Below are 13,668 nucleotides of genomic sequence, written 5' to 3'. Positions count from 1 at the left end.
TCAGCGGTCGCCTGCGGGCATGAACCGGCCGAACCAGTCGAGCACGCGCGTGCAGTGGTCGACCACGGCCGGGAACGTGCGGATGCCGTGCCCCTCGGCCGGGTAGACGACGAGCGCCGACTCGACGCCGTGGTCGAGCAGGGCGCGGTGGAACTGCCTGGCCTCGGCGGCGGGGGTGCACAGGTCCAGCGCGCCGGCGACGTTCAGGCACGGTGTGCGCACGTTCGCGACGTGGGTGAGCGGACTGCGGCTGTCGTACAGGTCGCCCGACGGTCCCGGCTTGGCGCGCAGGACGTTGGTGACGAACCGCGGGATGTTGCTGGAGGAGTAGATCGTCCGCCAGTGCGTCGCCGGGGCGACGGGGACCGCCGCCTTGAAGCGGTCGTCCTGCGTCACGAGCCACGAGGTCAGGTAACCGCCGTAGCAGTCGCCCGTCACCCCGATCCGGTCCGGGTCCACGAGGCCCAGGCCGGTGAGGTGGTCGATGCCCGCCAGCACGTCGGCGCCGTCGCCACCGCCGACGTCCTCGAAGACGGCCGCCGTGAACTCCCTGCCGCGGCCGGAGGATCCGCGCGGGTTGGGACAGAGCACGGCGTACCCGCGGCTCGCGAGCAGGGCGACGAGCGGGGTGTGGCCGAGCCACCGCGGGCGGAACCCGAAGACGGGCCCGCCGTGCAGCAAGACGACCAGCGGATGCGGCCCGTCGCGGTCCGGGGTCACGAGGAGCCCCTCGACCGTCTCGCCGTCCGGTGCCTCCCACGAGATCGCGGTGCAGTTCCCGATCTGGTTCCTGAGCACCTCGGTCCTGGCGTCGGCGGCGGTGGCCAGCACCTCGCTGCCGGTCGCGGACCGCCGCACGATCGACGGCGGTCGCCGGTACTCCTGCACGGCGGCGACGACCGTCTCGTCGGGCCGCACGTAGGCGTCCGCCCTGTGCAGACCGCCGAGACCTGCCTCGGTCGCCCAGAGCTCCTTGGACTGGCCGCTCATGACGTTGTGGACGCCGACGACGCTGTGCAGCCCGCGCACGCCGGTGAAGCTCAGCCGGCGGTCGTCGAGCCAGCGGACGGAGGTGACGTCGACCCGCAGGGTGTCGACCGTCCGCGCGCGACCGTCGCGGTCGAACAGCAGGAGGTCGCCCGCGATGACGTCGCGATCCGAGCAGTCCGCCTCGACGACGGCGACCCAGCGGCCGTTCGGGGACCCCGCGGGACGACCGAGCTGGCGGTCTCCGCGATGGAGTTCGGTGGTGACGCCGGTGGCGAGGTCGACGACGGCGAGACGGGCGACGTACCAGTCGCTCTCGGTGGCGCCGTCGGACTCGACGACGACCGCCCGGTTCGGTCCGGCCCAGCCGGCCTCCCACACCGTGCTGCCGGTCGGAACGCGGCGGCTGGTGCCCTTCCTGGCGTCCACGAGCCAGAGCGTCCGTCCCGGCGCCCTGCTGGTGGCGGTGTCGACGGACGGCAGCCAGTGGACCGAGCCGGCGGTACCGGGGCGCTGGCCCGAGCCCTCCGCTCCCGCGACCTCGGCACCGGGATCGGCGACCCCGGCCAGGATCGAGTGCCCCGACGGCGACCACGCGTACTGCTCGGCCACACCCGGCAGCAGGATCTGCTGGTAGCCGTGCAGGCCCTCGACGTGCAACACGTGGTGGCAGCGGCCGGGGTCCTTCGCCGCCAGGTAGGCGATCCACGCGCCGTCCGCGGACCAGGTGGCCGAGTGGGCGTCGGCCTTGCCGTCGCTCAGCAATGAGATCTCACCGTCGCGGATGCGGACGACGACCCGGCGCAACGGCTCGTCGAACGAGTCGCACACGGTGGCCGTGGCGACCACGTCCTGCCGGGAGGAACGGCCAGACACCTCGGTGAAGTCGGACGCCCTGACCCGGCCGGGGGAGTGCGCGAGCGTGAAGAACTCGGTGACCCCACGCCAGGTCGCGCTGTACCGGACGTCGTCTTCCATGGCTCTCCCGACCGCGGTGCTGTCCTCCTGCGAAACGTAGGCGCGCGGCGGCGGGCCGGCGAGTGACAGATGTCGCGTTGTGGTGACCCGACGCTTGACAACTGTCAGGGGCGCGACGGCGTCGCACCGCCGATGCTTCTCGGTCAAGGCACGGGGCCCGGTTCGGCGACATGTCCACAGAGGACGGTCCAGGGCTTCGCGCAGGAGTCACGGCTCGGAACCCCAGCCCACCCCAGCACCGTTCACCTCACCGCCGGTGACGGCGCGCCCTCTTCCGCCAGGAGGTAGCCGATGTCGACCGAAGTGGCAATCGACAGAACACGAACGACGAAGCACCCCACCGCGTCCGTCGTGGTTCTGTGCGTGGCCGCGCTGACCTACGCCACCCTGGAGGGCATGGTCGCGCCCGCGCTGCCGATCCTGCAGCAGGCCGTGGGCGCGTCCACCGCCGCCATCGCCTGGGTGTTCACCGGTCTTCTCCTGACCGGCACGGTCTCGGTGCCGCTGGTCGGGCGGCTGTCCGACGTGTACGGGCCGAAGCGGGTCCTGCTCGGCGTGCTGACCATCACCAGCCTCGGTGTCGTGTGCGCCGCGCTGGCGGACTCGATCGTGCTGCTCGCGCTCGGCCAGGCGTTGCAGGGCGTCGGGGTGGGGTTCGTGCCCCTGTCCATCACCGCGCTGAGCAGGCTGCGGGAGGGGTCGTCGGGCAAGGGCGGCGTCGGTCTCGTCATCGCCATGGCCGGACTCGGCACCATCGCGGGCGGCCTGCTGGCCGGTCCGCTGCTCGCCGCGTTGTCCTACCACTTCATCTACTGGATCCCGCTCGGCGTGCTGGTCCTCACCGGACTGGCCATGGTGCTCTTCCTGCCGGACACGAGGCCGGACACCGGGCAACGGATCGACTGGGCGGGCGCGGCGCTGCTGGCAGGAGGACTGATCGCGCTGCTGCTGGGCGTCACCTTCGTGCCCAGCGCCGGGTGGGGTTCCCCGCTGGTGCTGCTCCTGCTCGCGGCCGCCGTGGTGCTGCTGACCGCGTTCTTCGTCCTCGAACGGCGGATCGCGCAGCCGCTGGTCGACCTCAGGGCCGGTGGGCGGCCGGTGATCATCACCTACGTCGTCGGCTTCACGTCCGGCTGGGTGAACTCCGCGACGTTCGTGGTGCTGCCGCTGATCGTCGCCGCCCCGCTGGCCTCCGGTTACGGTCTCGGCGAAAGTCCGTTGATGACCGGTCTCCTGCTGACCGTGCTCGGGTTGTTCGGCGGGCTCTCCGCACCGCTCGCGGCTCCGCTGGAACGACTGGTGGGCGCGCGGAACCTGCTCGTGGTGTCGTGCGTGCCGCTGGTCGCGGCGCCGGCCGTCCTCCTGGCGGGGCAGCCCGGTTTCGGTCAGCTCGCCACCGCGTCCGCGTTGATCGGCATCGGCACCGGGCTCGGTTTTGCGCAGGCGATGAACGTCGTCATGGCGAACGTGCCGGCCGAACGCATCGGCAGCGCGAGCGGCACGGCCTACGTGATGCGGGGCGTCGGCGGCACGCTGGGCGCGCAGGTGACGGGAAGCCTCCTCACCATCGCGGTCCTGCCCGAGCTCGGGGTCTCCGCCTGGAGCGGCTTCGTCACCGCCCTCGCCATCACGGCCGTGATCGCGGTCGTCGCCTTGGTCAGCGCGGCGGCCCTGCCGCGCGGTCGCAGCGCGAACTGAACCAGCGCGAGCTGAACCATCTTTAGGAGACACACCATGAAGAAGCACTCCCCGCCGCAGCGAGTAGTGGTGGTCGGCGCCGGGGCCGTGGGGCTCTCGTGCGCCTGGTACCTGCAGGAGCACGGCGCCGACGTCACCGTCCTCGACCGCTCCGGCGTCGCGGCGGGCGCCTCGTGGGGCAACGCCGGCTACCTCACGCCGGCGATGACGGCACCGCTGCCGGAACCCGCGTTGCTGCGCGAGGGAGTGCGCGGTCTGCTCAGCCCCGGCTCGCCGGTCGCGGTGTCGAGGCGGCTGTCCGCCTCGACCCTGGCGTTCATGGCGGGCTTCACCCGGAACTCGACGGCGTCGCGGTGGCGGCGGGGGATGATCGCGCTGGGACCGTTGTGCGTCGGCAGCCTCGGCGCGTTCGGCGAACTCGTCGACGGAGGCGTCGCGGCCGACGTCCACGAGGGAGACATCCGCATCGGGTTCCAGGCCGGCGAGGACCCCTCCGGCCTGGAACACGAGCTGGCCGCGTCCCGCGCGGCAGGGCAGACCGTGGACTACCGGTACACCCACGGACACGAGCGGCCGTTCTCCTCCAGGGTGGAACGGGTCCTGCACCTCGAAGGCCAGCGCTTCGTGGCACCCGGTCCGTTCGCCGAGGCGCTCGCCGACTCCGTGCGCAAGCGGGGCGGCGAGATCGTCGAAGGCGCCCACGTGCGGTCCACCGGGTACGGGCCGCGCGGCCTGCAGGTCGAGACGTGGACCGGACCGGCCCACCACGCCGACGCCGTCGTCCTGGCCACCGGCGCGTGGCTGCCGGAACTCGGCCGCCGGCTCGGGGTGCGGGTCCCGGTCCAGGCGGGACGCGGTTACTCGTGCAGCATCGCGCTCGCGGAACCGCTCGCCGCTCCGGTCTACCTGCCCGGTGTCCGCGTCGCCCTGACGCCGTACGGGGACCGCGTCCGCGTGGCGGGCACGATGGAGATCGCCGACCGCGACGCGCCGTTCCACCGCGGCCGGCTCGACGCGATCCTGCGCTCGATCCACCCCCTGGTCGACGGCGCCGACTGGAGCGACGTCCGGGACCCGTGGGTGGGCGCACGGCCGCTGACGCCGGACGGGCTGCCGTTGATCGGTCAGTCCGCAATGGACGGTGTGCACGTCGCCGGCGGCCACGGCATGTGGGGCCTGACCCTCGGGCCCGTCACCGGCAAACTGCTGGCACAGCAGGTGATGACGGGGTCCGCGCTGCCCGAGCTCCGCCCCTTCGACCCGCTCCGCTCGCCCTGGAGCGGAGCCGTGTGAGGTGACGGGTGTGAGGCCCTGGACGGGGCCTCACACCCGTCACTTGACGACGGTCTCGTGGGTGACCATGACACCGACGGTCGAGAAGTCGATGAAGTTCGGCTCGTCGGGCCGCACCTTGCTCAGGTAGTTCTCCGACGCGAAGAACGCGTCGTGGTCGGCCCAGGTGTCGAACCAGATCTCGGTAAGCCCGTCGTGCGCGGGCTCCGGGTAGTTCTCCGCGGCGACCGGGTGCGAGACGGTGTACCGGCGCACGTACCGGTCGGCCTCCGGGATGGAGGTGAACAGCGGTGCGTGGACCTCGCGGTGGTGGCGCTGGAAGTCCTCGGCGCTCATGCCGGGGACGCGGTTGACCAGGAAGGCGAGCTTGATCACGGAAAGCCTTTCGCGGCAAGGGTTCTGAGTCGTGCGCTCGCTACGCTAAACAGTGACATCAATGTCAGGGTCAAGCGGTGAGATGAGGGCCACGTGCGCATCGGTGAGCTTGCTGCTCGTACCGGGGTGAGCCGCCGGTCGTTGCGGTACTACGAGCAGCAGGGCCTGTTCGTGTCGACCAGATCGCCCAGCGGGCAGCGGTTCTACGAGGACGAGCACGTGCGGCTCGTGCGCCTGATCCAGACCTTCTTCGCCGCGGGACTGACCAGCGCGACCGTGGCCGAACTGCTGCCCTGCCTCGCCACCGCCCCGTCCGCACAGGTCGCGCGGGACGCCGAGGCCGTCATGGTGCGCGAACGGGACCGTCTGCGCGGCGTGGTCAGCGAGATGACGAGCGCGATCGACGCCCTCGAAGAGCTGATCGCGTCCACGGCCCGGTACGCGCGCCGGGCGTGACCGTCCGCCGGCTGAAGACCGCCGAGCCAGCTCTACTCGCTCCGCGTGTGCTGCTGAACGTGGTCGCGGAGGTGGCGCCGGTTCGGCAGGTTCAGGCGCGCGTAGATGTTGCTCAGGTGGTACTCGACGGTCTTGGTGCTGACGAACAGCTCGCCCGCGATCTCCCGGTTCGTCAGCCCGCGGCCGACCAGCAGCGCGATGGTGTGCTCACGGCCGCGCAGCGCGAGCGTGCCGGTCTCCGGCGCGGGCGGCACCGGGGCGGGCGGCACGGGACCGGGCGGCGCCTGCACGGGGGACGGGAGGAACTGGTGGGCCAGCGCGGTCGCGCCCAGAGCGTCCAGGCGTTGCGCGGCGGACCGCAGCAACGCCCAGGAGTCCTCGCCCGCCGGGTTCCGCGCGACGGCCAGGGAGTGTTCGAGACGGGCCCGGTGCAGCGGCACCTCGTCGACCCCCGGTGCCTGCTCCAGGCCCGACCGGTAGGCCAGGACGGCTTTGGACGGGTCCCCGGCCGCCTCCAGCAGACGTCCTTCGAGCCACGCGTGGACGAGCCGGAGGTAGTCGATCCTCCCGGCGAGGTCTCCGAGGTCGGCGAGCGCCTCCTCGGCCCTGTCGAGGTCACCGGTGTCGATCAGGGCCTCGACGTACACCGGCAACCACCAGGCGGCCGACGCCCGTTTCATGCCCCGATCGGGCAGCATCGTCACCGAGGACAACGCCCTCAGCATCCTTTCGCTGTCGCCCTTGGCCTGGGCGAGCAGCGCCCGGCTCAGCGCGACGACCGGGAGCGAGAACCTCAGGAAGCCCGCGGAGAGACCGGTGAGAGCGCGTTCGGCGGTCTGCAGCATCGCCTCCGCCTGTTCGTGGTCGCCCCTGCCCGCCGGGACCCAGGAGGCGATCGCGAAGACGAAGGAGACCGCCCACGACCTGTCGTCCGCCGTCACGGCCGAGACGGCCCTGGTCGCGCTGTCGAGGGCGGTGTCCCAGTCTCCCAGCAGGTACGAGGCGGCCGAGGAGCACGCGAGAGCGAGACCTCCCGGCACCGCGTCGAGCTCGCGTCTGCCGGCCGTCAGGTCCCCGTCCCACACGTGCAACATGCCGGAGGCCGTCAGGAGGTAGGCGCCGAACGGGCTCGGCCCGGCGTCCTGGCGGCTCGTCCCCGCCATCGCGTTGATGCCCGCGCGGGGTCCCTCGCAGAACGCCACCCCCATGCCGGCCAGCGCCCGCGCGCGGGCCGTGAGCCAGAGGTCGGAGACCGGACCGGACAGCACACGGTCCAGCACCGGGAACGAGCGCTCGCAGTCGGAGTTCAGGAGCTCCAGGCCGAGCCACGTGCCGGCCATCATGAACACCCACTCCATGCCCTCGACGCCCTCGGTGGTCGCCATCGCGCGGAACAGCAGGCCTTCCACGTCACCGGCGGTCCCGTTCATCACGCCGTGCGCGCCCAGCACCAGATCCTTCAACGGGCTCGGCGCGCAGTCGCGGACCTGGGGCAGCAGCGCGGTGACCTTGGAGCAGTCGTCGATCCACATGCTGTAGGCGGCCGCCGTCAGCAGACGGCACTCCCTGGTCCACTGGCTCTCGGACAGCTTGGACGCCCACAACAGCAGGGTGCTCGCCCGGTTCAGGCGCCCAGCGCGCCGGTGGACGTGCGCGGCCTGCTCGACCTCGTCCGCCAGCCGTTCGGACGGTCCGGTGGAGCGCACGGCGATCCGGTGGCGCCACGACGTGTCGCCGCAGGTCGCCTCGGCCGCCGCCTCGTGCAGCTGCCGCAGTCGCTTCGGCGTGATCATCGCGAGCACCGCGTCGCGCTGGGAGGAGTGCCGCACGGCGACGGGCGTCGTCCTGTCGGAGGGCCACCACTCCACGAGCCCGGCCCGCACGAGGTCCGCCAGCGCGCGGACCGGGTCCTCGACCCTGCCGATCGCCGCGACGACGTCGAGCGGACCGCGGCGGTCCACGACGGCCACGGCCTCGACGAGGCTCCTCGCGTCGGCGGGAAGACGCAGCAACTGCTGGTACACCATGAGTTCCAGCGAACCGGGAACGCCGTCGAGCACGGACTCCGAGCCGCACGCGGACGCCGGTACCGCCGGGCTCCGCCGGACGGGCATCGGCCGGTCGTGGCCTGAGGTCAGCTCAAGCCTCGTGCCGTCGACCTCCGCCAGCAACCCGGACAGTTCGGCCGCCACCGCGGGGCTGGTGTCGTCCGAGCGCAGGACCAGCGCGGTCATCACGGGGGCGATGCCCAGTTCGCGCACCAGGAGACCCAGGGCGCGCATCGAGGCCACGTCCACCCACTGGGCGTCGTCGACGACGAGCACTGCCGGGCCCGCCGACCTCAGCCTCCCCGCGAGCACGGTCAGCTGTTCCGCCACACCGACGGGATCCGCGCCCGGTGACAGGTCGCGCAGCAGCGGCAGGCCGTCGAGGTACAGGCGGGGCATGCCGCTCAGCAGCAGGCTGAGCGCGGCGAACGTCCTGCCCGCGGTGGGGACGGGACAGCGGGCGTTGAACACCAGGGGAAGCGGCGAGCTGGCGTCGAGCCAGTCGTCGACCACGGTGGACCGTCCGGGGCCGGGCTGGTCCACGACCAGCACCAGCCGGGACGTTCCCGACCGCATGATCTCGTTCAGCCGCAGGAGTGCCGCGTTCCGTTTGAGCTTCAGCGGGGAGCTTCCGCGGTTCATGATCCAGTCACCACGCCTCGTTGGTGCCGCCGCTCGTCACACCGCTCGGGTGCGGCGTGACGGCGGCGGGGTCTGGGGGTTGGGGTGTCGCTACTGGTCCGTGACGGCGAAGGGGTTGGTGTCGGTGTGGTGGTGTCCCCAGACGCTGGCGCGGCCGAAGTCGTGGGGGGTCCAGTCGTGGGGGACGGTGATGCCGCCGCAGCCGATTTCGAGGTGGAAGCCGCTGGGGTTCTTGACGTAGAACGAGAGGGCTTTGTCGTTCATGTGGCGGCCGAGGCTGATGGAGATGGGGACCTTGTTGGCCTGGGCGCGGTCGTGGGCGCGGCCGACGTCGTCGATGCCGGCGTGTTCGAACTCCAGGTGGTGGATCGACGCCGTCTCCGCCGTGCCCAGGGCGATGCTGTGGTGGGTGGAGTTGCAGCGCAGGAAGAACAAGCCCGGTGACCGGTAGTCGGTGAGCTCGAACCCCAGCACCACCTCGTACAACTCACGCAACTCGGCGAGTTTCGGGCTGGCCAGCACCAGATGCCCCAACCCCGTCACCCCCGGACCACCCGCGGGGCGTTCGGCGGCGACGCGGGCCTTGAACTCCCCGACCGCCAACTCCACGCGGAACCCGACCGGATCGGTGAACCACCGCAGATGCGTCGCACCCCGCAGATCACGCTCCTCGTCGGTGCCCTCCGCGACGACGTAACCGGCGCCGGTCAGGCGGCCGGTGAGCCGGTCCAACTCCGCGGGAGTGTCCACGAGCCAGCCGATCTCACGCGGCGAGTCCACCGCGGACGGGTAGAGCGCGAGGCGGTACTTGAACTCGTCCATCTCCGCCAACGCGATCGTGTCCGTACCCGACTTCGCATCAGTGACACCCACACCCAGCGTGCGCCACAGCAGATCGGTCCACGCGTCCACGTCGGTCACGTTCAACCCGACATAGCCCAGCTTCCTGATACCCACGACGTCACCCCTTCGCCGCTGCGGTCACGCCGCCTTCGAGGAACTCGCGAACGATGTGGTTGAACTCGGGCGCGCGCTCGTACTGGACCCAGTGGCGGCAGTCGGGCAGGACGCGGAGCTCCGCGTTCGGGATGCCGTGCAGGATCCTGGGCGCCCAGGACAGCGGGACGGTCTGGTCGTCACGTCCCCACACCAGCAGCACCGGCGCGCTGATGAGCCGGAGGTCGGGCGTCAGGTCGCCGAAGTTCGGCGGGATCGGCAGTTCGGGGTGCGCGCGCAGGCTCGACTCGTACCGCTCGTCGATGAGCTCCTCGGTCGCCAGCGTCTCGTCGAAGACCATGAGGCGCACGAACTTGGCCATCTCGTCACGGGACGGGTCCTTCGCGGCCATGTAGCCGAAGAGGTGCTCAAGTCCGACGGGCCACGGCGGCGCGTCCGTCGGCAGCACACCGCCCGGCGCCATGAGGACGACCCGGTCCACGAGCTCGGGGTACTTCATGGCGATCCGCATCGCGACGGCGCCGCCGTAGGAGTTGCCGACCAGGTGGGTCCGCTCGATCCCGAGGGTCTTCAGTGCGCGCACGACGCGGTCCGCCGCGTGGAAGATCAGCGGTTCGTCGCTCTCCGGCCGCTTGGAGCTGCCCCAGCCGGGCAGGTCGACCACGATGCTGCGGAAGTCCGCGAACGCGGGCAGGTTCCCGCCGAAGTTGCTCATCCCGGTGGCGCCCGGCCCGGAGCCGTGCAGCCACACGACCGGATGGCCGGTACCGATGTCGGTGTAGGCCAGTTCCGCGTCTCCGACATCCACTGTGCTCGTCATGGTGCGGTTCCCATCGTGTGTATGTAACGCTCACTCTACATCGGTGGGAAGATCGTATCCAGAGCTGATGGGAGGTCATGGCTCAGGGAGGAGGCTGGCTGCGGCCGGGGTCCGTTGTGGATGGTTCCGGCCGGATGCCCGTTCTCTTGTATGTAGTGATCACTCTAGGATGTGGGGATCAGGGCCGACACTCCGGTCGCCCGTTGACAGACGGTCGGCAAGGTCCACTTAATATGAACTCATGGTGAGGGAATCCGGCTCCGCGCCGACTGCCGCGGGTCTGAGCAGTCGCGACGACATTCTGAACGCGGCTCGTGCTCTCATCGGCGAAAAGGGCTATGACGGCATGGCCATCTCGGATCTGTGCGCGAAGTCGGGCCTTCCGGCGAGCTCGATCTACTACCACTTCGGAAACAAGCTCGGCGTGCTCGCCGCTCTTCTGGAGCGCACGTTCGAGGAACTGCACGCCCTGTTCCCCAGCCCGTCCGCGTTCGACCACCTGGCGCCGATCGAGCGCCTGGAGGCCTGGTTCTCCGCCGCGTGCACGTCGCTGGACGAGCGGCCGGACTACCTCAGGCTCCTGGTCGCCGTCGCCGTCGGCCCGCAGAAGGACGCCGAGGCGGTCCAGCCGACCGTGCGCCGCATCCGGGACAACGCCCACGGGTCCTGGGTGAACGCGCTCACCCCGATCTTCGCGCCTGACGGTGCCAAGGCGGACAAAGCGCTGGTGGCGGAGCTGGCGGTGCTCGGGCGAGCGCTCACGGACGGCCTCGCGGTGTCGAACAGCTTCGACCGGCTCGCCTACGGAGCGGAGGTCGGCGCGTTCCTCTCGCTGATCCGCGGCCTGGCGAAGTCCCGCGGCGTCGCGGGGGCGTGATCGCCGGCCGGCGAACCGGAGACACGACCGAGCGGCCCGCTCCGGCTTCGTGCCGGGGGCGGGCCGCTCGGGTGTTCCGGTGTTCACTTTCCCGGAACCGGGAAAGTGCGGACAGGTCGGTGTCGTGAGATGTTTCGAGCAGAGATCCAGGACGTCATCGTGAACGTCCAGGAACAGGTGCGACGCGACGAACGAGGAATTCCCCCACCCGTGCAGCGTCCCATTGCACAATGAGTGGTTCGACGAGTCTGGTCACCGGAAGTGAACTGTTGCCTGACCGGGTTCTCAGATCAGGAGAAGTCCTCCCACCACCACGCGATGCTCGGCGGTACCGGCCGGCCGTCGTGACCGGCGGGCTGCTTCGCCCAGTCGACGTCGACGGGGGAACCCGCGGTCTCCGGGAGGGGACCGTCACTCAGGTAGCGGGGGATCGTCAGCCCCCACTCCGCGTTGCCGCGGATCGCCCACCGCAGGCCCTGCAGGTACCGCAGCAACGCCGCACTGCCGCCCCGCCTCGTCCGCTCCTCCACCTCCACGAAGCGGCAGAACACGCGATCACGCAACGCCGTCGCCTCCGCGATGGCCTCCGGCAGCGACAGACCCTCGCCCATGAGCGCGGTGAAGACGTTCTGCTCGGTCTGCCCCAGGCGCAGCTCCTTGACGATCGACTGCCGGTCGTTGTCGAGGGCCACGATCACGATCACCATCTCGGTGAGCGCCCGCACGGCGGCGGAGTCCCACTCGTGCGCGGGGACCTCGTTGCGGTGCGCGAACTCCAGAGCCGCGATCAGCGGCCCGACACCGACGGCGCCGCGCCGCATCAGGAGATACCCGTCCAGCCCTGGGAAGACGTTCCTGCTGCGGTTGCTCACCTGCCACTGCACTCCGAACAGGTACGAGCAGTGCGCGGCGTCCATGCGCTGCAACTGCGTGGGAGTGCCGAGCCGGTGGAAGCGCGCGGAGACGTCCTGCATCGCCGCGAGGTAGTGGTCGAGCCGCGGGTCACCCGACTTCAGCAGGGTCGGCACCTCCCACGCCCGCTGGACGTATCCCGCGACCTCCGCGAACTTCGCTGGCTGGTCGCACGTTTCGCCGTTGTCGCAGTAGTTGTCGTCGAAGGCGAACGCCCAGTACGTCCAGAGCGCGGTGGCCAGCAGGCGTTCCTCGTCGGCCTCGGGGTAGTACCGGCCGCAGAAGTCGGCGCTCTTCGTCGCCAGCAGCCAGGCGCGTTCCTGCTCGGTCTCGTACAGGCGGTGTTCGTCGATCCACTCGACCGATCGGGCCTCCACACGCGCGGTCGCCGGGTTGAGCTCACCCTCGACCGGGCAGTAGATCAACGGCAGGTCGACGTCGTCGATGTTCAAGGACGGCAAGGTGTTTCCCCTTCTGCTCACTTGCTCCTGCTGACCATGTAGAGGGCGAGCGCCCCGAGCTCCGCCACGGCTCCTGGCTCGCCGCCGACCTCGCCGAGGGTCGCGACGGCCAGGTCGTGCTGGCGTCGTGCTTCGACGCGGGTCCGCTCCCGGCCGCCGGCCCGGTCCACCAGAGCCACCGCGTGGCCGAGGTTCCCGGCGGTGATCGACCGGGTGCGGTAGAGCTCGCCGAGCTCGTCCCCGGCCGCCGTGCCGGACCGCACGGCGGCCAGCACGGGCATGCTCTTCTTGTACCGCAACAGATCCGCGCCGACCGGCTTCCCGGTGACCTCCGGGTCGCCGAAGATCCCGAGCAGGTCGTCGACCAGCTGGAACGCGAGACCGACGTGGTGACCGAACTTGCGCAGCGCCGACACCTGACGCGCGCCGGCACCTCCCGCCAGTGCGCCGAGAGCGCAGGAACCGGCCAGCAGGGCGGCGGTCTTGCCGGCCGCCATCTCCAGGTACTCCTCCGGAGTGACCTCCGGTGCCTGCTCGAAGGTCATGTCCTGGAGCTGGCCCACGCAGAGGTCGATCACGACGGAGCTGAGCTCGGCGCTCATCGTCGCCGCGTTCTCGCCGCCGGACCGCAACAAGATCCGGTTGGCCAGCGACACCATCGCGTCGCCCAGCAGGATCGCGTAGGGGACGCCGAACTGGGCCCACACGGTCGGCCGGCCGCGGCGCACGCGGTCCTGGTCCATCACGTCGTCGTGGACGAGCGAGAAGTTGTGGGCGAGTTCGACCGCGGCCCCGGCGTGCGGCGTCGAGGGGGTGATCGCGCCGCCGTTGACAGCCCGAGAGGCGGCGAACACGAACGCGGAACGCACCATCTTCCCCGGCGAGGCCATGATCGGCGTGCCCTGGGCGTCGGAGAACCCGAAGTGGAAACCCGCGCCCGCGCGCAGTGGCTGGGGAAGCTCCGAGAGCGCCGACCTGAGCCGCCGGCCGACCTGTTGCGCGGTGAGGCGCAACGCGTCGGCGGCGGGGGTCGTCGCTGAGTCGGTGAGAGTCACGGAACCCACTCCTCTGAGTGCGCTTGCCGGCAAGATCAGGCAGGACGCTAGGGGAGTGGCGCACGACGACGCGACGCGTCGTTCCGGCTCGCAGAACGGCTTGCGGGCG

At 71.0% G+C, this 13,668-nt stretch carries 11 protein-coding genes; 4 read left to right on the top strand and 7 right to left on the bottom strand.

The window, feature by feature from the left end:
• On the bottom strand, positions 1-1,965 hold the full coding sequence (locus ACFWN2_RS23070; RefSeq protein ID WP_382430421.1) for a prolyl oligopeptidase family serine peptidase: 1,965 nt from the start codon (positions 1,963-1,965) through the stop codon (positions 1-3).
• A 291-nt stretch (positions 1,966-2,256) separates the two neighbouring features.
• Between ACFWN2_RS23070 and ACFWN2_RS23065 the strand changes: the two genes are divergently transcribed.
• Together ACFWN2_RS23065 and ACFWN2_RS23060 are read left to right on the top strand one after the other, a co-directional pair.
• Positions 2,257-3,663 (top strand): MFS transporter, encoded by a 1,407-nt coding sequence (locus ACFWN2_RS23065; RefSeq protein ID WP_382430419.1) that lies wholly within the window; start codon positions 2,257-2,259, stop codon positions 3,661-3,663.
• 36 nt (positions 3,664-3,699) lie between these two features.
• Positions 3,700-4,956 carry an NAD(P)/FAD-dependent oxidoreductase gene (locus tag ACFWN2_RS23060; RefSeq protein WP_382430417.1) on the top strand — a complete coding sequence of 419 codons (1,257 nt, stop codon included), beginning with the start codon at positions 3,700-3,702 and terminating at the stop codon, positions 4,954-4,956.
• 39 nt (positions 4,957-4,995) lie between these two features.
• Here the strand turns inward: ACFWN2_RS23060 and ACFWN2_RS23055 are convergent, their stop codons facing one another.
• Entirely contained in the window at positions 4,996-5,331 is a 336-nt protein-coding gene (locus ACFWN2_RS23055; RefSeq protein ID WP_382430415.1) for an EthD domain-containing protein, read from the bottom strand.
• Between the two features lie 93 nt (positions 5,332-5,424).
• Here ACFWN2_RS23055 and ACFWN2_RS23050 point away from each other — a divergent pair, with 93 nt between their 5' ends.
• On the top strand, positions 5,425-5,787 hold the full coding sequence (locus ACFWN2_RS23050) for a MerR family transcriptional regulator (RefSeq protein ID WP_382430414.1): 363 nt from the start codon (positions 5,425-5,427) through the stop codon (positions 5,785-5,787).
• A 32-nt stretch (positions 5,788-5,819) separates the two neighbouring features.
• On the opposite strand, the gene ACFWN2_RS23045 is transcribed toward ACFWN2_RS23050, so the two are convergent.
• The 3 genes from ACFWN2_RS23045 to ACFWN2_RS23035 all read right to left on the bottom strand — a co-directional run bounded on the left by ACFWN2_RS23045 (position 5,820) and on the right by ACFWN2_RS23035 (position 10,254).
• Complete coding sequence (locus ACFWN2_RS23045; protein WP_382430412.1) at positions 5,820-8,477, bottom strand: LuxR C-terminal-related transcriptional regulator; 2,658 nt, start codon at positions 8,475-8,477, stop codon at positions 5,820-5,822.
• Between the two features lie 90 nt (positions 8,478-8,567).
• Positions 8,568-9,434, bottom strand: a complete 867-nt coding sequence (locus ACFWN2_RS23040; protein ID WP_382430410.1) for a VOC family protein — start codon at positions 9,432-9,434, stop codon at positions 8,568-8,570.
• Positions 9,435-9,438: 4 nt separating this feature from the next.
• On the bottom strand, positions 9,439-10,254 hold the full coding sequence (locus ACFWN2_RS23035) for an alpha/beta fold hydrolase (protein WP_382430408.1): 816 nt from the start codon (positions 10,252-10,254) through the stop codon (positions 9,439-9,441).
• A gap of 241 nt (positions 10,255-10,495) precedes the next feature.
• Between ACFWN2_RS23035 and ACFWN2_RS23030 the strand changes: the two genes are divergently transcribed.
• A complete protein-coding gene (locus ACFWN2_RS23030; RefSeq protein WP_382430406.1) occupies positions 10,496-11,131 on the top strand; it encodes a TetR/AcrR family transcriptional regulator in 636 nt (211 codons plus the stop codon).
• Positions 11,132-11,421: 290 nt separating this feature from the next.
• Here ACFWN2_RS23030 and ACFWN2_RS23025 read toward each other — a convergent pair whose 3' ends face one another.
• Positions 11,422-12,495, bottom strand: coding sequence for a hypothetical protein (locus ACFWN2_RS23025; protein WP_382430404.1), 1,074 nt, complete (start codon positions 12,493-12,495; stop codon positions 11,422-11,424).
• Between the two features lie 26 nt (positions 12,496-12,521).
• Complete coding sequence (locus ACFWN2_RS23020; protein WP_382430402.1) at positions 12,522-13,559, bottom strand: polyprenyl synthetase family protein; 1,038 nt, start codon at positions 13,557-13,559, stop codon at positions 12,522-12,524.
• Positions 13,560-13,668 lie beyond the last annotated feature (109 nt).

Source organism: Lentzea sp. NPDC058436 (assembly GCF_042721515.1).
Classification (GTDB): domain Bacteria; phylum Actinomycetota; class Actinomycetes; order Mycobacteriales; family Pseudonocardiaceae; genus Lentzea.
The sequence above is the reverse complement of the archived record's forward strand: the minus strand, read 5'-3'. Positions and strand labels throughout refer to the sequence as shown.